22 protein-coding genes, 1 tRNA gene and 1 pseudogene are annotated in these 19,688 nt (G+C 74.3%); 17 read left to right on the top strand and 7 right to left on the bottom strand.

Annotated features, from left to right (window positions below):
- Positions 1 to 11: 11 nt before the first annotated feature.
- The 6 genes and pseudogenes from CR165_RS25585 to CR165_RS07040 all read left to right on the top strand — a co-directional run bounded on the left by CR165_RS25585 (position 12) and on the right by CR165_RS07040 (position 5,637).
- Positions 12 to 1,295: pseudogene (locus tag CR165_RS25585) on the top strand (flavin monoamine oxidase family protein).
- A 46-nt stretch (positions 1,296 to 1,341) separates the two neighbouring features.
- Positions 1,342 to 2,439 carry an ABC transporter permease gene (locus CR165_RS07060; protein ID WP_109516255.1) on the top strand — a complete coding sequence of 366 codons (1,098 nt, stop codon included), beginning with the start codon at positions 1,342 to 1,344 and terminating at the stop codon, positions 2,437 to 2,439.
- Positions 2,440 to 2,444: 5 nt separating this feature from the next.
- A complete protein-coding gene (locus CR165_RS07055) occupies positions 2,445 to 3,209 on the top strand; it encodes an ABC transporter ATP-binding protein (protein WP_109516411.1) in 765 nt (254 codons plus the stop codon).
- Positions 3,210 to 3,212: 3 nt separating this feature from the next.
- Positions 3,213 to 4,235: an MlaD family protein gene (locus tag CR165_RS07050; RefSeq protein ID WP_109516254.1), complete on the top strand. Its 1,023-nt coding sequence runs from the start codon at positions 3,213 to 3,215 to the stop codon at positions 4,233 to 4,235.
- Positions 4,236 to 4,249: 14 nt separating this feature from the next.
- Entirely contained in the window at positions 4,250 to 4,867 is a 618-nt protein-coding gene (locus tag CR165_RS07045) for an ABC-type transport auxiliary lipoprotein family protein (RefSeq protein WP_181378034.1), read from the top strand.
- A 176-nt stretch (positions 4,868 to 5,043) separates the two neighbouring features.
- Positions 5,044 to 5,637: a hypothetical protein gene (locus CR165_RS07040; protein ID WP_109516252.1), complete on the top strand. Its 594-nt coding sequence runs from the start codon at positions 5,044 to 5,046 to the stop codon at positions 5,635 to 5,637.
- Positions 5,638 to 5,692: 55 nt separating this feature from the next.
- Here CR165_RS07040 and CR165_RS07035 read toward each other — a convergent pair whose 3' ends face one another.
- Together CR165_RS07035 and CR165_RS07030 are read right to left on the bottom strand one after the other, a co-directional pair.
- Positions 5,693 to 6,358 (bottom strand): OmpW/AlkL family protein, encoded by a 666-nt coding sequence (locus tag CR165_RS07035; protein WP_109516410.1) that lies wholly within the window; start codon positions 6,356 to 6,358, stop codon positions 5,693 to 5,695.
- Between the two features lie 107 nt (positions 6,359 to 6,465).
- A complete protein-coding gene (locus tag CR165_RS07030) occupies positions 6,466 to 7,455 on the bottom strand; it encodes a Bug family tripartite tricarboxylate transporter substrate binding protein (protein ID WP_109516251.1) in 990 nt (329 codons plus the stop codon).
- A gap of 222 nt (positions 7,456 to 7,677) precedes the next feature.
- Here CR165_RS07030 and CR165_RS07025 point away from each other — a divergent pair, with 222 nt between their 5' ends.
- From CR165_RS07025 to CR165_RS07010, 4 genes are all read left to right on the top strand, one after another.
- Positions 7,678 to 9,354, top strand: a complete 1,677-nt coding sequence (locus CR165_RS07025; RefSeq protein WP_109516250.1) for a formate--tetrahydrofolate ligase — start codon at positions 7,678 to 7,680, stop codon at positions 9,352 to 9,354.
- Positions 9,355 to 9,370: 16 nt separating this feature from the next.
- On the top strand, positions 9,371 to 10,582 hold the full coding sequence (locus CR165_RS07020; protein WP_245906195.1) for a methyltransferase: 1,212 nt from the start codon (positions 9,371 to 9,373) through the stop codon (positions 10,580 to 10,582).
- A gap of 242 nt (positions 10,583 to 10,824) precedes the next feature.
- Complete coding sequence (locus CR165_RS07015) at positions 10,825 to 11,283, top strand: flagellar biosynthesis repressor FlbT (RefSeq protein ID WP_109516248.1); 459 nt, start codon at positions 10,825 to 10,827, stop codon at positions 11,281 to 11,283.
- Positions 11,283 to 11,621, top strand: a complete 339-nt coding sequence (locus CR165_RS07010; protein ID WP_109516247.1) for a flagellar biosynthesis regulator FlaF — start codon at positions 11,283 to 11,285, stop codon at positions 11,619 to 11,621. The genes CR165_RS07015 and CR165_RS07010 overlap by 1 nt, the downstream gene beginning before the upstream one ends.
- Positions 11,622 to 11,664: 43 nt before the next feature.
- Here CR165_RS07010 and CR165_RS07005 read toward each other — a convergent pair whose 3' ends face one another.
- On the bottom strand, positions 11,665 to 12,756 hold the full coding sequence (locus tag CR165_RS07005) for a hypothetical protein (RefSeq protein WP_109516246.1): 1,092 nt from the start codon (positions 12,754 to 12,756) through the stop codon (positions 11,665 to 11,667).
- A 5-nt stretch (positions 12,757 to 12,761) separates the two neighbouring features.
- On the bottom strand, positions 12,762 to 13,343 hold the full coding sequence (locus tag CR165_RS07000) for an adenine phosphoribosyltransferase (protein ID WP_109516245.1): 582 nt from the start codon (positions 13,341 to 13,343) through the stop codon (positions 12,762 to 12,764).
- Positions 13,344 to 13,510: 167 nt separating this feature from the next.
- Between CR165_RS07000 and CR165_RS24920 the strand changes: the two genes are divergently transcribed.
- Positions 13,511 to 13,705, top strand: coding sequence for a DUF2842 domain-containing protein (locus CR165_RS24920; protein WP_181378033.1), 195 nt, complete (start codon positions 13,511 to 13,513; stop codon positions 13,703 to 13,705).
- Between the two features lie 69 nt (positions 13,706 to 13,774).
- Here CR165_RS24920 and CR165_RS06990 read toward each other — a convergent pair whose 3' ends face one another.
- Positions 13,775 to 14,524 carry a TorF family putative porin gene (locus CR165_RS06990; RefSeq protein WP_109516243.1) on the bottom strand — a complete coding sequence of 250 codons (750 nt, stop codon included), beginning with the start codon at positions 14,522 to 14,524 and terminating at the stop codon, positions 13,775 to 13,777.
- Positions 14,525 to 14,694: 170 nt separating this feature from the next.
- Positions 14,695 to 14,771: transfer RNA gene (locus CR165_RS06985), tRNA-Pro, on the bottom strand.
- A gap of 162 nt (positions 14,772 to 14,933) precedes the next feature.
- Here CR165_RS06985 and CR165_RS06980 point away from each other — a divergent pair.
- Positions 14,934 to 15,413, top strand: coding sequence for a c-type cytochrome (locus CR165_RS06980; protein ID WP_109516242.1), 480 nt, complete (start codon positions 14,934 to 14,936; stop codon positions 15,411 to 15,413).
- Between the two features lie 40 nt (positions 15,414 to 15,453).
- On the opposite strand, the gene CR165_RS06975 is transcribed toward CR165_RS06980, so the two are convergent.
- The gene (locus CR165_RS06975) at positions 15,454 to 16,125 is read right to left on the bottom strand and encodes a cytochrome b/b6 domain-containing protein (protein ID WP_109516241.1); all 672 of its coding nucleotides are present in this window, start codon (positions 16,123 to 16,125) and stop codon (positions 15,454 to 15,456) included.
- A gap of 130 nt (positions 16,126 to 16,255) precedes the next feature.
- Between CR165_RS06975 and CR165_RS06970 the strand changes: the two genes are divergently transcribed.
- The 5 genes from CR165_RS06970 (at position 16,256) to CR165_RS24415 (ending at position 19,602) form a co-directional block, all read left to right on the top strand.
- Entirely contained in the window at positions 16,256 to 17,287 is a 1,032-nt protein-coding gene (locus tag CR165_RS06970) for a LysM peptidoglycan-binding domain-containing protein (RefSeq protein ID WP_109516240.1), read from the top strand.
- A gap of 78 nt (positions 17,288 to 17,365) precedes the next feature.
- Positions 17,366 to 18,079 (top strand): phosphatidylserine decarboxylase, encoded by a 714-nt coding sequence (locus CR165_RS06965; protein WP_109516239.1) that lies wholly within the window; start codon positions 17,366 to 17,368, stop codon positions 18,077 to 18,079.
- Entirely contained in the window at positions 18,079 to 18,987 is a 909-nt protein-coding gene (locus CR165_RS06960) for a CDP-alcohol phosphatidyltransferase family protein (protein ID WP_109516238.1), read from the top strand. The genes CR165_RS06965 and CR165_RS06960 overlap by 1 nt, the downstream gene beginning before the upstream one ends.
- Complete coding sequence (locus CR165_RS06955; RefSeq protein WP_109516237.1) at positions 18,984 to 19,412, top strand: protein-tyrosine phosphatase family protein; 429 nt, start codon at positions 18,984 to 18,986, stop codon at positions 19,410 to 19,412. The genes CR165_RS06960 and CR165_RS06955 overlap by 4 nt, the downstream gene beginning before the upstream one ends.
- The gene (locus CR165_RS24415) at positions 19,405 to 19,602 is read left to right on the top strand and encodes a hypothetical protein (RefSeq protein ID WP_146201841.1); all 198 of its coding nucleotides are present in this window, start codon (positions 19,405 to 19,407) and stop codon (positions 19,600 to 19,602) included. Before CR165_RS06955 ends, CR165_RS24415 begins: the two co-directional genes overlap by 8 nt.
- The last annotated feature ends 86 nt before the right edge of the window (positions 19,603 to 19,688 follow it).

Here is a 19,688-nt window from a genome sequence, read left to right as displayed (position 1 = left end):
GCGCGCCCGCCATGGTCGATCCCGACATCCTGGTGGTGGGGGCCGGCGCCGCCGGCTTGGCGGCGGCGCGCGCCATCCGCGCCGCCGGGCGCGGCGTGCGGGTGCTGGAGGCGCGGCACCGCCCGGGCGGCCGCGCCTGGACCGACAGCACCACCCTGGCCGCCCCGTTCGACCTCGGCGCCACCTGGCTGCACCAGGCGCTGGACAACCCGCTGGCGCCGCTCGCCGCCGGCGCCGCGCCCTTCGACCATGATGCGGTGCGCCGCCATCTCTGCCTGATCGACGGCCGCCCCGCCGCCGAGGCGGAGATGGCCGATTACGACGCCACCTACGCCGCCTTCCACGCCCGCCTGCGCGCCGCCCTGCCGGAGGCGCCGCCCGGCGCCTCGGCGGCCGATTTCGCCCCGCGCGGCGGCCCCTGGGATGCCATGGTGGCGCATTGGGAAGGGCCCGTCATCTGCGCCGCACCGCTGGCCGAAATGGACCTGCGGGACTTCCTCGACACCCAGCTCGACGCGCCGAACTGGCTGCTGCCGCAGGGCATCGGGAATTTCCTATCCGGCCTCGCCGCCGGCCTGCCCGTCACCTATGGCGCGGCGGTGGAGCGGCTGCGCTGGGGCGGCGCCGGCGTGGTGGCAGAGGGCGCCTTCGGGCAGGTTGCGGCCCGCGCCGCCATCGTGACCCTCCCCACCGCCCTGCTCGCCGCCGGCGCGCTGCGCTTCGACCCGCCCCTGCCGGCGGAGACGGAGCAGGCGGCGCACGACCTGCCGCTCGGCCTGCTGAACAAGATCGGCCTGCGCGCGGCGGGGGAGGACCGGCTGGGCCTCGCCCCCTTCACCGGGTAGGAGCGGCGGGTGGAGCGGGAGGATGAGGCGGCGATGACCTTCATCGCCTGGCCCTTCGGCCAGGACCATCTGATGGGCTTCCTCGGCGGCCCCGCCGCCTGGGAGGCCAGCCGCGAGGGCCCCGCCGCGCTGGAGGCGCTGGCCCGGGCGGAGCTGCGCGCGGCCTTCGGCCCCCGCGCCGATGCCGCGCTGCGCGGCGCCCCGGTGCTGGCCAGCGACTGGGGCAACGATCCCTATGCGCGCGGTGCCTACTCCCATGCCCGGCCCGGCCGGGCCGCGGCCCGCCGCATCCTGGGCACGCCGCTGGCCGGCGGGCGGCTCTGCTTCGCCGGCGAGGCCTGCCACCCGCGCCTCGCCGCCACGGTGGGCGGCGCGTGGGAGAGCGGCGAATGGGCCGCCCATGCGGCCCTGGCGGCCCTGGCCGGCGTCCCTCCGGAACCAGTGAGATGAACACAGGCTTAAAGTTTCGCTCAGGCTGCCTTATCTGCTGCACCGCATGACGGATCAGGCGGAACAGGCGGGCTTCGACCGTCAGGACGACACGCTGCGGCTGCGCGGGGCGATGACCACGCGGCAGGTGGGCGGGCTGTGGGAGCCGCTGCTGAAGGCCGCGCGGGGCGCGCGGCGGCTGGACCTCTCCGGCGTCACGGCGCTCGACACCACCGGCGCCGCCCTGGTGCTGCGCGGCGCCGCCGTGGCGGGCGATGCCCCGGTGGAGGGCGCCAGCGCGCCTGTCTCCGCCGTGCTGAAGCGGGCGCAGGATGCGCTGGCGGCCCCGCGCCCGGCCGCCGGCCCGAAGCCGCTGCCCTTCGTCGGCCGCGTCGGCGCCTGGGGGGTGGAGGGCCTGCGCGCCTTCCGCGCCTCCACCGGCTTCCTCGGCGAGACGGTGCTGATGGGGCTGGCCGTGCTGCCCCAGCCGCGCCGATTGCGCGTGGCCGACCTGCTGCGCCACCTGGACGAGGCGGGGCTGCGCGCCTTCCCGCTGGCGATCCTGCTCGGCACGCTGATCGGCGTCATCCTGGCCTTCCAGTCCTCCATCCCGATGCGGCAGTTCGGCGCCGAGATCTTCATCCCGCCGCTGGTCGGCATCTCGCTGATCCGCGAGCTGGGGCCGCTGATCGCCGCCATCATCGTCGCTGGCCGCACCGGCTCGGCCTATGCCGCCGAACTCGGCACCATGACGGTGAACGAGGAGGTGGACGCGCTGCGCATCATGGGCGTCGATCCGGTGAGCATGCTGGTGCTGCCGCGCCTCGTCGCGGCGCTGCTGGTGATGCCGGTGCTGGCGCTGGTGGTGAACCTCACCGGCCTGTTCGGCATGGGCGTGGTGATGGGCACGCTGGGCTTCCCCGCCGCCCTGGTGCTGAACCAGCTCAGCCAGTGGCTGACGCTGGGCTCGCTGCTGGGCGGGCTGTTCAAGGCGGGCGTGTTCGGGCTGGTCATCGCCGGCATCGGCTGCCGCGCCGGGCTCGGCGCCGGGCGCGGGCCGCGCGCGGTGGGCGATGCCGCCACCCAGGCCGTGGTGGGCGGCATCGTCGCCACCGTGGTGCTGGACGGGCTGTTCGCCGTCCTCTTCTACCGTCTGGGATGGTGAGCGGCATGGCCGAGCAGAAGGAGGCCCCCGCCGTCGTCGGCGTGCGCGGCCTGACCATGGCCTTCGGGTCCAACGTGCTGTTCCGCGACGTCACCTTCGACGTGCGCAAGGGCGAGGTCTTCGTCATCCTCGGCGGCTCGGGCTGCGGCAAGTCCACCCTGCTGAAGCTGCTGATCGGCCTCTACCGGCCGAGCGAGGGCGAGATCCGCATCCTGGGCGAGAACCTCGATGCCGCGCGCGGGCGGGAGCGGCGCGAATTGCTCTCGCGCCTCGGCGTCATGTGGCAGTCCGGCGCGTTGTTCGGCAGCATGACCCTGCTGGAGAACGTGATGCTGCCGCTGGAGGAGCACACCCGCCTGCCGCGCGCGGCGCGCGAGGAGGTGGCGCGCGTCAAGCTCGGCCTGGTCGGCCTGTCGGACGCCGCCAACCGGCTGCCGGCCGAGATCTCGGGCGGCATGGCCAAGCGCGCCGGCATCGCCCGCGCCATGGCGCTGGACCCGCCGCTGCTGTTCCTCGACGAACCCTCCGCCGGGCTCGACCCCATCACCTCCGCCGGCCTCGATCAGCTGATCCGGGACCTCGCGCGCGACCTCGGGACCACCTTCATCGTCGTGACCCACGAATTGCAGAGCATCCTGGCCATCGGCGACCGCTGCATCATGCTGGACAAGCAGGCCAAGGGCATGATCGCCGAGGGCGACCCGCGCGAGCTGCGCGACCACGCGACGCACCCCACCGTGCGCGCCTTCTTCCGCCGGGAGGCGGCCTGAGCCATGGCGAGTTCCAGCAGCCTCTATGTCCGCGTCGGCGCCCTGATCCTGGTCGGGCTGGCGCTCGGCCTCGGCTTTCTGCTGTTCCTGACGGGCGGCGGCTTCGGCCGGCAGAGCATCGTCTTCGAGACCTACCTGCAGGAGAGCGTCACCGGCCTCGAGGTCGGCGCGCCGGTGCGCTACCGCGGCGTGCAGATCGGCCAGGTGAGCCAGGTGGGGCTGGTCAACGCCGCCTATCCGCCGGGCAGCCGCGACGCGGCGCTGGAGGCCTTCCAGCTCGTGCTGGTGCGCCTCTCGCTCGACCCCGCCAAGGCCACGGTGCGCACCGAGGACCAGGCGATGCGGGCGGTGGAGCGCGGGCTGCGCGCACGGCTCTCCAGCCAGGGCATCACCGGCGTCGCCTATATCGAGCTGGACTTCGTCAGCCCCGAGCGATTCCCGCCGCGCGAGGTGCCCTGGGAGCCGGACTACCCGGTGGTGCCCTCCATGCCCTCCACCGTGGCGCAGGTGCAGAACGCGGCGGAGGCCATCCTGTCCCGCATCCAGCAGGCGCCGCTGGAGCAGCTGCTGGACGATGTCAGCGGCATTGTCCGCACCCTGCGCACCCAGGTGGACGAAGGCGACTTCGCTCACCTTCTGGCCGAGGCGGCGCAGACCATGGCGCTGCTGCGCCAGGTGGTGCAGAGCTCCGACGTGCCCGCCATGGTGGCCGAGCTGCGCGGCGTGGCGGCCGACCTGCGCACCACCTTCGCCGGCCCCGAGATCCGCGAGGCGCTGGCCAACACCGGCGCCGCCACCGAGGAGATGCGCCGCGCCCTGACCCGGCTGCCCGCCGTCATCGGCGCGCTGGAGCAGACGGCGCGGGCGGCGCGCAACACCACGCAGGACACCAATGCCGACCTCGCGCCGATCCTGCGCGACCTGCGCGCCGTGGTGAGCAATTTGCGCGACACCACCGAGACGCTGCGCCGCGCCCCCGGCCAGGCCATCTTCGGCGCGCCGCCGCCGCCGCCCGCCAACCGCTGATGAGAGCCCCCCGCATGAACCGACGCCTGCTGCTCCTGGCCCTGCCTGCGCTGGCTTCGCTGCCCCTGGGCGCCTGCAGCGTCATCCCCGAACGGCCCTATGTGGAGACGAAGCGCTTCCCGCTCGACCCGCGGCGCGACGGGCCGCCGGCCCGGCGGGGGCGGGGGCGCGTGCTGCAGGTGCGGCTGATGCGCGCCGCTCCCGGCCAGGACACGCGCGGCCTGCGCACGCTGCGGGAGGACGGCACCATCTCGGTCGATTTCTACGCCGAATGGAGCGCGCCGCCGGTGGAGCTTGCCGAGGAGGCGATGCGCCGCTGGCTCTCCGCCTCCGGCCTGTTCAACGGCGTGGTGGCCACCGGCAGCCGCGTCAGCCCCGATCTGGTGCTGGAGAGCGAGCTGACGGCGCTGCATGCCGATCTGGCGAAGGGCGAGGCGGTGGCCGGGCTCTCCGTGGTGCTGCTGCGCGAGACGGGCGGCGATGCGCAGCTTCTCACCCAGCTCGCCATCCGCGGCACGGCGCCGCTGCCGCCGCAGCGGCCGCTGCCGCCCGAGCTGGCGGCCGAGGCCATGAACGAGGCCCTGGCCAGCGCCCTGGGCGCGCTGGAGCGGGGTCTGGCGCGCTACGCCTGAAGGAGGGGGCGCGCACGGCCCCTCCTCCCATCCCCGGCCCATCTTCCTTTTCTTAACGATTGTGCAAGCTGCGCCGCGTTAGTCTCAAAAACGAGACGGATGACGGCTGGCACGCCATCCGGGCGGGACCGGAATTCTGGGCGCGGCGTGTCAGGCCGGGGGCGGGAGAGTGTTGCATGCCGAGTGCGGACCCTTGGGACGAGGCCTGGGATGCCTATGAGGCGCGCCGCCAGGGCGCTCTTCCGGCCGCCGGGCCGGAGGCCTGCGCCGTGCCGCTTCCTGGGCCGGCGCGGCGGCGCGGCCGGGGCGCGCTGCGGGCCGGCCTTCTGGCTGGCGGGGCGGGGGCGCTGCTGACGCTGGCGATGCCGGGGTTGCAGCTGGCGGGGCTGATGCTCCGCCACGATGCGGCCGGCCTGCTGGCCGCCCTGCCGGCCGAGGGCGCCGTGCTGCGGCTTGGCCCGGTGGAGGCCGGGGCGGGCGGTGCCTCCCGCCCCTATCTGGACGGGCTGGCGGCCGAGCTGGCCTCGGGCGCGCGGGACCCGGCGGCGGTGGCGCGGCTGCTGGAATCGCGCCGCCTCGCCGCCCCGCCCGTCCGGGACCCGGTGGCGGGGCAGGCGGAGACGGTGCGGCTGGCCTGGCCGCTGGGATGGAACGCGGCACGGCTGGAGCTGCTGCCGCGCGAGGGCGGCGGCGGCCTGGCGCTCGACCTCGCCTGGCGCCAGGGCGGCTGGCAGATCCGCCAGGTGGTGCTGCGGACCGGCGCGGGATGAGGTTGCGGGAGCGGAGGCGGCCCCCGGCGGCGGCAGGCGCGCCGGGGGCACCGCCTCAGAAGCGGTAGCGCAGCGCGGCGCCGACGATCCACGGGTCGAGATCGGCCCGCGCGCCGATGGCGCCGCCATTGACCGAGACATCCGGCCGCAGGAACAGCTTCTTCACGTCCAGGTTGAGGCCCCATTCCGGGGTCAGGGCGTAGTCCACGCCGGCATTCAGCGCCCAGCCCCAGCTGTTCTCGATATCCACCTTGCTCACCGGCGCGGTGCGGCTGCCGCCCTCGCCATAGAACACCGTGTAGTTCACGCCGGCGCCGACATAGGGGCTGAGGCGCGCGGCGGGCAGGGGATGGAATTGTAGGGTGAGGGTGGGCGGCAGCGCCCAGACCCGGCCGAGATCGACATCGCCCAGCGCCGAGCCCTTCACCGTCACATCATGCCGGCTGGTGGCGGCGATCAGGTTCAGCGACAGGTTCGAGGTGAGGAAGTAGGTCAGGTCGAGCTGCGGGGTGAGCGTGTCGGAGGCTTCCGGCTTGCCGCCGATGGCATCGACGCGCCCGCCATTCTGCGGCAGCACGCCGATGGCGCCGAAGCCCACCACCAGATCCCCCGCCTGCTTGCCCCGGAAGCCGGGCAGTTCCTGCATCAGCCCCTGAGCCTGGGCCGGCGCCCCCATCAGGGCGGCGCTCATGGCGGCGCCCAGCAGCGCGCCGCACGTCATCTTGTTCACGACCAACCTCTCGTTCCAGGCGGCGCGGGCGCCGCCGGAAACGGGAGTAGGCCGATGTGCCGCACGATTCCTTGATCTGGATCATTCGGCGATCCGGGTCAGTCGGCGGTGATGCCGGCGGTCTGGATCACCTGCCGCCAGCGGCCGATCTCCTCGCGCTGGAAGCGGCCGTATTCCTCCGGCTTGTTGGCCACCACGTCGAGCCCGATCTGCTCCAGGCGCGGCTTCACCTCGGGGTGGTTCAGCGCCTCCATCACCGCGGTGGCGATGCGGCCGCGCAGCGCCTCGGGCATGTTGCCCGGCGCCATCACCGCCTGCCAGGAGGTGACGACGAAATCGGCCATCCCCGTCTCGGCGGCGGTGGGCACGTCGGGCAGGACGGGGTGGCGCTTGGCGCCGGTCACCATCAGCGCGCGCAGCCGGCCGGACTGGATGTGGCCGGCCACCGTGCCGAGATTCTGGAAGGACATCTGCACATTGCCGGCGATCAGGTCGGTCGCCGCCGCGGCGCCGCCGCGATAGGGCACATGCGCCACGTCGGTGCCGGTGCGCTGCTTGAACAGCTCGGTCGTCATCTGGTCGGAGGAGCCGACGCCGCTGGTGGAGTAGCTCGCCTTGCGCGGGTTGGCCTTCAGCCAGGCCACCAGCTCGGCCACGGTCTTCGCCGGCACCTTCTCGGGGTTCACCACCAGCACGTTCGGCGTGGTGACGGCCAGCGTGATGGGGGTGAAGTCCTTCACCGGGTCATAGCCCAGCTCCGGGCGCAGCGCGGCGTTGATGGCATAGACGCCGATCGAGCCCACCATCAGCGTATGGCCGTCCGGCTCGGCGCGGGCCAGCAGGCGGCCGGCCACCTCGCCATTGGCGCCGGCCCGGTTCTCCACCACCACGGGCTGGCCGATGGTCTGGCTCATCCGGTTGGCGATGGCACGCGCCACGATGTCGGACGGACCGCCGGCGACGAAGGGCACCAGCATGGTGACGGGCCGGTTCGGCCAGGCCGGCTGGCCGGAGCTTTGGGCGAGGGCGGCGGTGCTGGCCAGCAGCGGCAGGCCGCCCATCAGGGCGGCGAAGGTACGGCGGTTCATAGACGTTCTCCGGCACTGTCTTGCTTATTCCCGTACGATGACATGATGGCTTGCCTCCTGGCCAGGGGGGCATGGGCCTCTTTCACCCGGCCGGGCGCAGCCTCGGCGGCCGCCACCCCCGGTCATGGCGTCGCGCGCCGCATCCCGGCCCGCGGCGCCACGTCTTGCCGCCGCGGAAGGCTGCGGATAAGCCGTGGCATCCGCAGCCGGCAGGACGATTCCATGGCGACCGACCTCGACATCGCGCGGGCCGCGCGGCTCCTTCCCATCCAGGAGATCGCCGCGCGTGCCGGCATCCCCGAGACGGCGCTGGAGCCCTATGGCCGGCACAAGGCGAAGGTCGGGCTGGACTTCGTCGCCGAGCAGGAGCGCATGTCGGCGCCGCGCGGCGCGCTGGTGCTGGTCACCGGCATCAGCCCCACCGCCGCCGGCGAGGGCAAGACCACCACCACCATCGGCCTCGGCGACGCGCTGAACAGCCTCGGCAGGAAGGCGATGATCGCGCTGCGCGAGCCCTCGCTCGGGCCGTGCTTCGGGGTGAAGGGCGGTGCCACGGGCGGCGGCCGCGCGCAGGTGGCGCCGATGGAGGAGATCAACCTCCACTTCACCGGCGACTTCCACGCCATCACCTCCGCCAACAACCTGCTGGCGGCGATGCTGGACAACCACCTCTACTGGGGCAACGAGCTGGGGCTCGATGCGCGCCGCATCTCCTGGCGCCGCGCGCTCGACATGAACGACCGCGCGCTGCGCTCGATCAACGCGGCGCTCGGCGGCGTGCCGAACGGCTTTCCCCGGGAGGACGGGTTCGACATCACCGTCGCCTCCGAGGTGATGGCGGTGTTCTGCCTCTCGAAGGACCTGGCGGAGTTGCAGCAGCGGCTGGGCCGCATCATCGTCGGCCAGACGCGGGACGGGCGGAACGTCACCGCGCACGACCTGAAGGCCGATGGCGCCATGGCCGCGCTGCTGCGCGACGCGCTGGCGCCCAACCTGGTGCAGACGCTGGAGGGCAGCCCGGCGCTGGTGCATGGCGGGCCCTTCGCCAACATCGCGCATGGCTGCAACAGCGTCATCGCCACGCGGCTGGCGCTGCGGCTGGCCGATGTGGTCGTCACCGAGGCGGGCTTCGGCGCCGATCTGGGCGCCGAGAAGTTCCTCGACATCAAGTGCCGCAGCGCCGGCCTCGCGCCCTCCGCCTGCGTGGTGGTGGCCACGGCGCGGGCGCTGAAGATGCATGGCGGCGTGGCGAAGTCGGCCCTCGGCGCGGAGGATGTGGCGGCGGTCACGCGCGGCGCGGCCAATCTGCGGCGGCATGTGCAGAACATGCAGAAATTCGGCCTGCCCGTGGTGGTGGCGCTGAACCGCTTCACCAGCGACACCGACGCCGAGATCGCGGCGGTGCAGGCGGCGGTGCGGCCGCTCGGCGTCGAGGCCATCCTCTGCACCCATTGGGCCGACGGCGCCGCCGGCGCGGCCGACCTCGCCCGCGCCGTGCAGGCGCTCATCGCCGGCGGCACCGCCAGCTTCGAGCCGCTCTACAACGACCACATGTCGCTGCAGGGCAAGATCGAGACGGTGGCGCGCGAGATCTACCACGCCGCCAGCGTCAGCGTGCCGCCGCCCGTCGCCGCGAGGCTGCGGCGCTTCGAGGAGCAGGGCTTCGGCCATGTGCCCGTCTGCATCGCCAAGACGCAGTATTCCTTCAGCGCCGACCCGGCGCTGATGGGCGCGCCGGAGGGGCATGTGCTGCCGCTGCGCGAGGTGCGGCTCTCGGCCGGCGCCGGCTTCGTCGTGGCGATCTGCGGCGAGATCATGACCATGCCCGGCCTGCCGCGCCGCCCCGCCGCGGAAGGCATCGGCCTCGATGCCGAGGGGCGGATCGAGGGGCTGTTCTGAGCCGGCGGCGGGCGCGGTGAGCGGCGACGCGGCCCTGCTGCGCCAGGCCGCCGCGCGCCACGCCGCCGGCGCGCTGGATGAGGCGGAGGCGCTCTACACCCGCCTCCTGGCCCGCAGCCCGCGCGATGCCAATGCGCTGAACCTGCTCGGCACGCTGCACCGGCAGCGCGGCGACCTGCCCCGCGCCATCGGCCTGATCCGCCGCGCCGTGGCGTTGCGGCCGGAGGCGCCGGTGTTCCTGGCCTCGCTGGGCGGCGCGCTGGCGGAGGCGGGGCAGCTGGAGCCGGCGGTGGCGGCGCTGCGCGCGGCGCTGGCGCGGCGGCCGGACGACGCGGTGGCGCTGCGCAACCTGGGGCAGGCGCTGTGCGGGCTGGGGCAGGCGCGGGCGGCGCTGGCGCCGCTGCGCCAGGCGGTGGCGCTGGCACCGGAGGCCGCCGAGACGAAGCTGGCCCTGGCCCATGCCTGCCGCGAGGCCGGCGCCCTGCCCGAGGCCATCCGCATGGCCGAGGCGGCGCTGGCGCACCACGACCCGGACGTGGCGGGGCAGGCGCGCTTCCTGCTGGCGGCGCTGGGCCGCGCGCCGGCGCCGGAGCGCGCCCCCGCCGCCTATGTGCGCGACCTGTTCGACCAGTACGCGCCGCGCTTCGCGGCGGACCTCACCGGCCGGCTGGGCTACCGCACCCCGGCCGCCCTGGCGGCGCTGCTGCGCGACTCGGGGCTGGCGCCGGCGCCGGTGGAGGGCGCGCTCGACCTCGGCTGCGGCACCGGCCTGTCCGGCCTGGCGCTCGCGCCCTTCGCGCGGCGGCTGGAAGGGCTGGACCTTTCGCCCCGCATGCTGGCCGAGGCGGCGCGCCAGGGCTGCTACGCCGCCCTGCACGAGGCGGACCTGCTGGACTTCCTGCCCCGCCACCCCGCCGCCTGGGACCTGATCGCCGCCGCCGACGTGCTGAACTACCTGGGCGATCTCGGCCCCGCTTTGGCGGCGCTGCGGGCGGCGCTGCGGCCGGGCGGGCTGGCGCTGTTCAGCGTCGAGCTGGCCGAGGGGGAGGCGGGCGGGGAGGGGCCCTACGCGCTCGGCCCCGGGCTGCGCTACCGCCATGCCCTGCCGGCACTGCGCGCCACCTGCGCCGCCGCCGGCCTGGCCGGCGTGGCGGAGCGGCGGGACGTGCTGCGCCAGGAGCAGGGCGCGCCGGTCGACGGGGTGCTGATGCTGCTCCGCCGCGCCTGACCGGCGGAGTTGAACGGCGCCCCCGCCCCTCAAGCCCCTGTTAACTTCCTGCACCGCAGATTGAGCCACCGTCACCACCGACGGTGACAGGGGACGAGACCGGCCCCGCCAGCAGGAGCAAGACCGGAATGTGTTGAAGCCCCGCACCCATGGGCGCGGCATCGGCGGCTTTCGCCTGCTGCCCGGAGCTTTCCCCTCACATGCCCGGTGCCATCCGCCCGGGTTCCGAAGGACCGCTGTTCATGTCCACGCTTGTGCTCGAACTGCGCCAGGGCGACCTGCTGGTCGTCAACGGCGCCCCGCTGCGCTTCCGCAACCGCGCCCGGGTGGAGCTGACCAGCCGCGCGCGGTTCCTCTTCGGCAAGCAGATCATGACCCCCGAGGCCGCCGACACCCCGGCCAAACGCATCTACTTCGCGCTGCAGACCGCCTATATCGGCAATGAGGAGGAGCGCGAGCGCGGCCTGGAGCTGGCACGCGATCTGATCGCCGAATTCCAGAGCATCACCACCTCGGCCCTGGTGCGCGAGATGCTGGAAAGCGCCCTGGTCCTGGCCCAGCAGGACGAGTGCTACCAGTCGCTGAAGCTGGTCCGCCGGGTGATGCAGCATGAGGATGCCGTGTTGCGCGCCGCCGCCGAGCCGCCCACCCGCGCCCATCCCGTGCCGCCATCCGGCGAAGGGGCGGGAGCCATGGCGTGATGCCGCTCGGCCAGACGATCGCCACGGGGGGCGCATCCCTGGCGGAAAGCCGCGCGGCCGAGGCCGAGGCCTTCCGCGCGGCGGTGTCCCGACTGCGCCAGGCGCGGGCGGGCGGGGCCGGCCGGCGCGCCGCGGCGGTGCGTGCCACGCGCCGGCTCTGGCAGGCCGTGCTGTTGGCGGTGTGCAGCCCGGCCTGCCCCTTGCCGGATGCCCTGCGGGACGGCTTCGGCCTGCTCGGCAGCGCCGTGCTGCGGGAGCTGGAGCGGGAGCAGCCCGACCTGGACTTCCTGATCATGGTCAATGAGCAGGTCGTGGCGGGCCTCGCCACCTATCACTGAGCACGCCTTCGCGGGCATGCAGCCCAGCCCGCCCGGAGGGGGCTCAGCCCGCCTGCCAGCGCAGCCGCCGCAGCAGCCACTCGCGGTAGGCCAGCACGGCATCGGCGGCGGGGCAGAGCGGCGCGATGGTGGCGCGCGCCTCGGCGCCCACCAGGGCGGGGGCCGTGGTCTCCGCCGGCTGCTTCGCCTCCTCCTCCTGCCAGAGCAGGGCGGCGCGCCGCCACGCGGCGACGACATCGGCCGAGGTGAGGCCGGGCAGCATCAGCGCCGCGCGCAGCCGCAGCGCCGCGAAGCCCGCCTGTGCCGCCGCCAGCGGCGCCGGGCGGATGGCGGGCAGGGCGCTGGCCGCCGGCAGCTCCGGGTTCTCCCGCCGGCCGGGCGTGTCCAGCTCCAGCCAGGGGGTCAGGCCTTGGCGGCGCGCCTGGGCGGCGGCGGCGGGAGCGGCGATCACCATGGCATCGGCCACGCCCTGGGCCAGGGCAGCGGCCGCCTCGCCGCCGGCGATGCCGAACACCGGGATGGCGGGCAGCCCGAGCAGGTCCAGCGCCAGCAGGGCGGCCGCTTCCGGCGCGTCGGGGCCCGGCAGCGCCAGCCGCAGCGGCCGCGCGGCGGTGGGCGCGAGGACGCCCCGCCCGGCCAGCACCGCCCCCTGCCAGGAGACGCAGAGCGGCAGCCAGCCCTCGGGCTGGAACTGGGCGCGGCTTTCCCCCACCAGCCGGGCATGCGCGGCCAGGCCGGGCAGCACGAGCAGGGTGCGGCCGTCGCCCGCCTCCAGCGTGGCGAAGCGGTTGGCGGCGGTGACGCCGTCCGGCCCGCCCAGCGTGACGGTGCGCAGCGCCACGGCGTGCGGCAGGCCGCGCGCCAGCCCCGCCGCCACCCCGCGCGCCCATTGCGCCGCCGCGCCGCCCTCGGGGCCGGGCAGCAGCAGGGTGGCGCTGTCCGGGGCCAGGGAAGCGGGAACCGGAGAGGCGGGAGCCAGGGCGGCGGCGCCCGGCTGGGGCTGGGCGCGCAGCGGCGGGGCCAGGGCCGGCATCAGCGCCGCCGCGCCGGCCAGCCGCAGCCAGGCCCGGCGGCCGCGCGGCGCGCCGCCCTGTGGCGGTGCCGGGAAGGGGGAGTGGATGCCGCGCCCCGCCATGCCGCTCAGTCGTCGTAGGTGGCCAGGGTCTCGACCGGCACGTCGACGCGGGCGCGGCCGTTGAGGAAGCGCAGCTCGATCAGCGTCGCCGCCGCCGGCACCTCGGCGCCGGCCTTGCGCAGCAGCTGGATGGCGGCGGCCATGGTGCCGCCGGTGGCCAGCAGGTCGTCCAGCAGCACCACCCGCTCGCCGGGGCGCAGCGCATCGGCCTGCATCTCGATGCGGTCCTTGCCGTATTCGAGGTCGTAATCATAGCCGATGGTGGCGCCCGGCAGCTTGCGCGGCTTGCGCAGCATGATGAAGCCGAGACCGAGCTCCAGCGCCATCGGCGCGGCCATCAGGAAGCCGCGGCTCTCGATGCCGGCCAGCAGGGTCGGCCGGTAGGGGCGGATGATCTCGGCCAGCCGGTCCATCGCCCCGCGCCAGGCCGGGCCGTCCCGCAGCAGGGTGGAGATGTCGTAGAACAGGATGCCCGGCTTCGGGAAATCCGGCACGCCGCGGATATGCGCCTTCAGGTCGAAATCCTGGGTGCCCGAGGAAGTGCCCGAGGAAGCGCCGGAGGCGGGGGTGAGGCCGTTATCAGGCATCGGGGTCTTTCAGTCAGCAGGAGGGGGCGGGCTGGGTGGCCCGGCCGGTCGCGGCGGAGACTAGGCGCCCCGGCCCGCCGCTGCAACGCAAGCCGCATGACGGGATGCTGCCGGGGCCGCCGGATCGAGGCTTGGCGAAGCGGCGGCGGCCTGCCAAGAGCAGATTCATGCCGCGCATCCTTCTGGCCTGCCTCGCGGGCTTCTGTTTCCTCGCCCTCTACCTGGTCGTGGTGCTGCGCATCGCCGACTGGATGCTGGGCCTGCACTGGGCGCTGCAGGTGCCCTTCTTCGTGCTGGCCGGCCTCGCCTGGGTGTTTCCCATCCGCGCCCTGATGTTCTGGGCGGCGCGGCGGCCGCGCTGAGGCGGGCAGCGGCCGGGAGAAGGCCCCGGGCGGACCGCGCCGCCCGGGAGCCGGAGCCTGCGGCGCCGGTCAGAAGGCGCGGCTGAGCGTCACCATCGCCCGCGCATCGCACAGCTTGGTGCCGGCGAAGCACTCGGCCTTGGAGAGGTTGGTGTCGTAGTAGCCGACCGTCAGGGCGAAGCCCGCCACCACCTCGCGCGACAGCGCGACGGACCAGTTGGCGTAGTCCGGCGCGCCGTAGCGCGGGTTCTTGTCGATCCACTGGTAGCCGTAGCGGCCGGCCAGGGTGACATCGAGCGGCAGGCTGACATCGGCGCCGCCCTCCAGGTAGATGGCCGAGCCGGCCTCGAAGTAGAAATCGGGCGAGTAGGCCAGGGCGCCAACGAACTTCACCGCGTCCAGCGTGTAGCTCGCCTTCGCGACCGCCTCGAAGTAGTTGTACTCGTAGCTGCCATCGGGCTTGTCGTAGCCCGGATAGGTGTAGAACACCCCGCCCAGATCCAGGTTTACCGGGCCGAGCCCGAAGCGGTAGCCGGCCAGCAGGTCCAGTTCCTGCCGCGCATTGCTGCCGGGGAAGGTGACGTTGCTGGCGAAGGCGCCGGCATAGAGGCCCGTCTCATGCTGCACGTCGAGCGTGAGCGAGGCGGCCGGCCGGTTGCGGGTCTGCGAGATGCCGCGGAACAGGTAGTCCGAGGCGATGGCGGGCGTGGCCGTCACGGTCAGGCCGGCGCTCTCGATCGTGGTCTGCGCGGCGGCGGGCAGGCTCAGCGGCAGGATGCCCAAGGCGAGGGCAGCGGCGGAGGCCAAAGGAGACTTCATGGGCAGGTTCCCTCCAGCCGGAAGCCTCGTGCTTCCGGTGGTAACCGATGCCTTAGCAAAATGTGTGCAACTTTGATGACGTCGGCGCCGCCCTGCGGCGGAATCGGAAAGCCCCGCCGGCCGTCTCCCTGGCGGGAGGGGCAGGCGGGGCTTTCCCCGGCCGGATCATTTGGTCGGAGCGAGAGGATTCGAACCTCCGGCCCCTGCGTCCCGAACACAGTGCTCTACCAGGCTGAGCTACGCTCCGTCGTTCCGGCCGGCGCGTCCTCTCGGGCACGGCGCGGCGTATAGCGGCAGGCGCGGGTGCCAGCAAGGGCGCCCGGACCGTGGCGGAGAAGAAAAAGTCACTTTTCTGCCGCGCCGGTCATGCTGTGATGCGCGCGGGACCGACGACGGAGGAACGCACGACATGCGGATGAGACAGGCAGGGCTGGCCGGCGCGGCGCTGGCGGTGGCGGCGCTGGCGGGCGCCTGGCAGGCCGCTCCGGCCCTGGCCCAGGCGGGCGCGGCCAGCGGCACGGCAGGCGATGTGGTGGCCGAGCGCAAGGCCGGGCTGAAGCAGATGGCCGGGCATCTGGAGGCCATCAAGGGCATCCTCGATTCGCGCGGGGCGCTGGAGCCGGTGGCCGGCCGCGCCACGGAGATGCAGCGCTTCTTCGAGGGCTTCCCCGCCCGCTTCCCGCCCGGCAGCGACACGGGCGACACCCGTGCCCTGCCCGCCGTGTGGTCGGACCGCGCCGGGTTCGAGCGCGCCAGCGCTAACATGGTGGCCGCCCTCGGCAAGCTGCGCGACGCGGCGGCCGCGGGCGATGCCGGCGCCACCGCCACGGCCTTTCGCGAGGCGGGCGGCACCTGCGGCGCCTGCCACCGCAACTACCGCGCCCGCTGAAGGCGGCGCGGGAGGGCGCTTCCCCGGCGCCCGCCCGCCCTCAGCCGAGGCCGGCGATGAGCCAGACCGCCGCCAAGGCCAGCGCCAGCAGCAGCGCGCCCCGCAGCGGCGGGGCGATGCGCGGCGCCGTGGCGGCCAGGGGCGCGGGCAGCCACTTGCTGCCGGTCAGCATCGGCCGCACCAGATCCTGCCCCTTCACCAGCGCGTAGAGGCCGACCACCAGCACGTGCAGCGCCGCCAGCGCCAGGATCACGTTGAAGTTGCGGATGTGCAGGAAGGTCATCCAGTCGCTGACGGCGGCGGGGGCGTGCGCCGCGAGCGGGCCGCGGGTAAGGACCAGGTCGTCGGCGAAGAGGCCGCTCACCGCCTGCAGCAGCAGCACGGCCAGCAGCGCCAGCACCATCCAGCCGCCGGCGGCGTTGTGGCCCAGCTCGGTGTCCGGCGCGCGCCGGAAGAGGTGGCGCAGATGCGACAGCGCCGCCAGCGGCGAGCGCAGGAAGCGCGAGAAGCGTGCCGTGTCCGACCCCACCACGCCCCAGCCGGCACGGAACAGCAGCAGCGCCAGGATGGCGTGGCCGCTGGTCATGTGCAGATCCATCCGCCCCGTCTCCGCCGTCCACCAGGACAGGCCGAGCAGGCCGACGATCAGCCAATGGGTCAGCCGCACCCAGCCATCCCACACCTGCACGCGAATCCGTGTCTCGTTGCGCATCGCAGCCTTGCTCCCGTGGCCTGTGGCGGGGCAGCATTCAGCAATTCGCCGGTCCCTCCCCGCAAGGGGGCCGGGAGAGGGGCGGCGCCCCGGCTGCGGGAAGAATGCGGGATCGCCAGGTGATGCGAGCATGACGGATCGGACACGCCTGTCCCTGCTGGGGGTGGCGGGGGCCGCGCTGGGCGGCGGCCTGGCCGGGTGGCTCATGGTCGTCGCCGCGCCCTCGTCCGGCCCGTCATGGCCCGCCGCCTGGTTCGCCCCGCCGGCGCCCCTGCCCGGCGCGGCCTCGGTCCCGGCCCCGGCCCCGGCGGCCGCCCCGCAGGTTGCCGCCGAGATCACGCCGCGCTTCGACATCGCCCGCATCGGCGCGCGGGGCACCGCCGTGGTGGCCGGGCGCGCCGCGCCGGGCGCCGAGGTGGTGCTGCTGCGGGATGGCGGGCACGAGCTGGGCCGCGCCCGCGCCGATGCCCGGGGCGAATGGGTGATCCTGCCCGCCGAGGCGCTGCCGCCCGGGCCGCACGAGCTGAGCCTCGCCGCCCGCACCGCCCACGGGGCGCTGCACCGGGGCGGGGAGGCCCTGCTGGTCCTGGTGCCGGCGCCGGAGGCGGGCGGCGCCGCCGCGCCGGAGGGGCCGCTGGCGGTGCTGCTGCCGCCGGCCGGCGGGGCCGCGCCGCGGCTGCTGCAGGCGGCGGGGCCTGCCGCCCGGCCGGCGGCGCCCCCGGCGGGCCGCGCGCTGGCGCTGGATGTGGTGGATTACGACGATGATGGCGGGCTGCGCTTCGCCGGCAGCGCGCCGGCCGGCAGCCATCTGCGCCTCTACATTGACCAGGGCCATGCCGGCGACACGCGCGCCGACACCGAGGGCCGCTGGGCGCTGCGGCCCTCGACCCAGGCCGCGCCCGGCCTGCACACGCTGCGGCTGGACCAGCTCGGCCCGCAGGGGCAGGTGGCGGCGCGGCTGGAGCTGCCCTTCCAGCGCGATGCGGCAGGGCCGGCGGAGGGCCGCATCGTGGTGCAGCCGGGCCACAACCTCTGGCGCATCGCCCGCGCAACCTATGGCCGCGGCACCCGCTACACCATTATCTACCGTGCGAACCAGGAGCAGATCCGCGACCCGGGGCGCATCTATCCCGGCCAGGTCTTCACCCTGCCGCCCTCGTGAGCGGCAGGGCAGGGCGGACGGGGCGTCAGCGGTCAGGGATTGTTTGCGCTTCCCCGACGGACCATAACCAGGGGCATCATGGCGCTTATTGAAAGCCTTCGCTTGGTCCTGGCCCCGCCGCATCCGGCTGGCCGGCCCTTCATCATCGGTGGCGCGGCCGTTGCCGTGGTCGGGGGCCTGTTGCTGGGCTCCTGGCTGTTCTGGCTCGGTGTCGCCTTCACCCTGTTCTGCCTCTACTTCTTCCGGGACCCGGAACGGGTGACGCCGGACCGGCCGGTCTTCGTCGCCCCCGCCGATGGCCGGGTGGTGAGCGTGGCGCCCGCCGTGCCGCCGGCCGAACTCGGCCTCGGCGCCACGCCGCGCTGGCGCGTGGCGATCTTCCTCTCGGTGCTCGACGTGCACGTCAACCGCAGCCCGGTCGATGGCATCGTCACCCGAATCGCCTACCGGCACGGCAAGTTCCTCAACGCCAGCCTGGACAAGGCCAGCGACGACAATGAGCGCAACGCCCTGGCGATCCGCCTGCCGGGCGGGCAGGAGATCGCGGTGGTGCAGATCGCCGGGCTGATCGCCCGACGCATCCTCTGCAACGTGCGCGAGGGCGACCAGCTCCGCGCCGGCGAGCGCTTCGGCATCATCCGCTTCGGCAGCCGCACCGACCTCTACCTGCCGGAAGGCGTGAAGCCGGTGGTGACCGAAGGCCAGCTGATGATCGGCGGCGAGACGGTGATCGCCGAGTTGGCGCCCGCGCCCAACCCCGCGGCGGCCATGGCGCCGGGCACGGTCCTCTGATGGACGAGGCCCCCCGGCACCCCGCCCCGTCCTCCTCCTCGCGGCGCTTCCGCTTCGCCGCGCGCCAGCGGCCGCGTTTTCAGGGCCAGTCCTTCAACCGGCTGATCCCGAACATCCTGACCCTGCTCGGCCTCTGCGCCGGGCTGATGGCGATGCGCTTCGCGCTGGAGGCGCGGTGGGAGCCCGCGGCGGGCCTCATCATCCTGGCCGGCGCGATCGACGGCCTGGACGGGCGGCTCGCCCGCCTGCTCAAGGCGACCAGCCGCTTCGGCGCCGAGTTCGACAGCCTGGCCGATTTCCTCTCCTTCGGCGTGGCGCCGGCCATGGTGCTCTACCTTTGGACCATGCACGAGTATCGCGGCCTCGGCTTCGTGCCCTGCGTGATGTTCGCCGTCTGCATGTCGCTGCGCCTGGCGCGCTTCAACGCGGCGCTGGATGCGGGGCCGATGCCGCTGCCCGGCCCCCCGCCCAAGCCCGCCTACGCGCAGAGCTTCTTCACCGGCGTGCCGGCGCCGGCCGGCGCGCTGCTCGGCATGTTCCCCATCTTCGCCGCGCTGGCCTTCGAGGGCTGGGGCTGGACGGGGCTGGCCGGCGCGGTGCGGCACCCGGCCTTCGTCGGGCTGCTGCTGATCGCGGTGGCGCTGATGCTGGTCAGCACCCTGCCCACCTGGTCGTTCAAGAACTTCAAGGTGCGGCGCGAATACGTGCTGCCGCTGCTGCTCTCCATCGGCGCCTATGCCGCGCTGCTGGTCAGCGAGCCCTGGGCGGCGCTGGCGGCGGCCGGGCTGATCTACTGCGGCATGCTGCCCTTCTCCTTCCGCTCCTACCTGCGGCTGAAGCGGGAGACGGAGGCGCTGATGCAGCCGCTGCCGCCCCCTTCGGGCGGGACCTCCACCCCCGCACCATGAGCGGGCAGGGCGCAGGCCTCGGCGGCCTGGCTCTGCCCCTGCCGGGCGGCGGCACCGCCCGGCTGCGCGGCGGCCCCTTCGCCGCCTGCCCCGCGGAGGGCTTCGCCCTCTGCCTCGATGGCGGGGCCGCCAACCGCCGGCGTGCCACCCTCCTCCTCCCGATTCCCGATTTCGGCGTGCCGGACGACCTGCCGGCGCTGCGCGCGGCGCTCGCCGCAACCGTGGCGGCGCTGCGGGCGGGTGAGGCGGTCTATGTCGGCTGCCGCGCCGGGCTGGGGCGCACCGGCCTGGTGCTGGGCTGCCTCGCCCGCCGCAGCGGCGTGACGGAGGAACCGGTGGCCTTCATCCGCCGGCACTACCACCCCGGCGCCATCGAGACGGCGGCGCAGGAGGCCTTCCTGCGGGAGGCCTCGCTGGATGGCTGAACCACGCCCCGGCCCCCGGCCGAAGCCTGACTGGGCGATGCGCGTGCTGCCGCCCTACCGCCCCCCGCCCGCACCGGCCAATGACCGGCGGCCTCCGGGCCGCGGCGGACGGTGGCGGTTCCTGGCCTGGCTGCTGGTGCTGCTGGCCGTGCTGTTCCTTATCAAGGTTTTCTTCACTTCCGGCTCCTAGGCTGAGACTTCGAAGATCACGCGCTCGTGAGGTGTGTGTTTTGAAGGGTTTGGCTAACATTCCTAACCAATAGGTTGATGGATGCC

This window comes from Teichococcus aestuarii, from assembly GCF_003116135.1.
Lineage (GTDB): Bacteria > Pseudomonadota > Alphaproteobacteria > Acetobacterales > Acetobacteraceae > Pseudoroseomonas > Pseudoroseomonas aestuarii.
This window is presented reverse-complemented; position numbering and strand designations above follow the sequence as displayed.

Bases quoted from the DNA above. Each gene is read 5' to 3' on its own strand.
- CR165_RS06960 (WP_109516238.1), top strand. From the start codon at position 18,079: ATGGACGAGGCCCCCCGGCACCCCGCCCCGTCCTCCTCCTCGCGGCGC.
- CR165_RS06955 (WP_109516237.1), top strand. From the start codon at position 18,984: ATGAGCGGGCAGGGCGCAGGCCTCGGCGGCCTGGCTCTGCCCCTGCCG.
- CR165_RS24920 (WP_181378033.1), top strand. From the start codon at position 13,511: ATGCCGCGCATCCTTCTGGCCTGCCTCGCGGGCTTCTGTTTCCTCGCC.
- CR165_RS07035 (WP_109516410.1), bottom strand. From the start codon at position 6,358: ATGACGTGCGGCGCGCTGCTGGGCGCCGCCATGAGCGCCGCCCTGATG.
- CR165_RS07045 (WP_181378034.1), top strand. From the start codon at position 4,250: ATGAACCGACGCCTGCTGCTCCTGGCCCTGCCTGCGCTGGCTTCGCTG.
- CR165_RS06990 (WP_109516243.1), bottom strand. From the start codon at position 14,524: ATGAAGTCTCCTTTGGCCTCCGCCGCTGCCCTCGCCTTGGGCATCCTG.
- CR165_RS07010 (WP_109516247.1), top strand. From the start codon at position 11,283: ATGCCGCTCGGCCAGACGATCGCCACGGGGGGCGCATCCCTGGCGGAA.
- CR165_RS07060 (WP_109516255.1), top strand. From the start codon at position 1,342: ATGACGGATCAGGCGGAACAGGCGGGCTTCGACCGTCAGGACGACACG.
- CR165_RS07000 (WP_109516245.1), bottom strand. From the start codon at position 13,343: ATGCCTGATAACGGCCTCACCCCCGCCTCCGGCGCTTCCTCGGGCACT.
- CR165_RS07005 (WP_109516246.1), bottom strand. From the start codon at position 12,756: ATGGCGGGGCGCGGCATCCACTCCCCCTTCCCGGCACCGCCACAGGGC.
- CR165_RS06970 (WP_109516240.1), top strand. From the start codon at position 16,256: ATGACGGATCGGACACGCCTGTCCCTGCTGGGGGTGGCGGGGGCCGCG.
- CR165_RS07015 (WP_109516248.1), top strand. From the start codon at position 10,825: ATGTCCACGCTTGTGCTCGAACTGCGCCAGGGCGACCTGCTGGTCGTC.
- CR165_RS06975 (WP_109516241.1), bottom strand. From the start codon at position 16,125: ATGCGCAACGAGACACGGATTCGCGTGCAGGTGTGGGATGGCTGGGTG.
- CR165_RS06965 (WP_109516239.1), top strand. From the start codon at position 17,366: ATGGCGCTTATTGAAAGCCTTCGCTTGGTCCTGGCCCCGCCGCATCCG.
- CR165_RS07030 (WP_109516251.1), bottom strand. From the start codon at position 7,455: ATGAACCGCCGTACCTTCGCCGCCCTGATGGGCGGCCTGCCGCTGCTG.
- CR165_RS07025 (WP_109516250.1), top strand. From the start codon at position 7,678: ATGGCGACCGACCTCGACATCGCGCGGGCCGCGCGGCTCCTTCCCATC.
- CR165_RS07040 (WP_109516252.1), top strand. From the start codon at position 5,044: ATGCCGAGTGCGGACCCTTGGGACGAGGCCTGGGATGCCTATGAGGCG.
- CR165_RS06980 (WP_109516242.1), top strand. From the start codon at position 14,934: ATGCGGATGAGACAGGCAGGGCTGGCCGGCGCGGCGCTGGCGGTGGCG.
- CR165_RS07050 (WP_109516254.1), top strand. From the start codon at position 3,213: ATGGCGAGTTCCAGCAGCCTCTATGTCCGCGTCGGCGCCCTGATCCTG.
- CR165_RS24415 (WP_146201841.1), top strand. From the start codon at position 19,405: ATGGCTGAACCACGCCCCGGCCCCCGGCCGAAGCCTGACTGGGCGATG.
- CR165_RS07055 (WP_109516411.1), top strand. From the start codon at position 2,445: ATGGCCGAGCAGAAGGAGGCCCCCGCCGTCGTCGGCGTGCGCGGCCTG.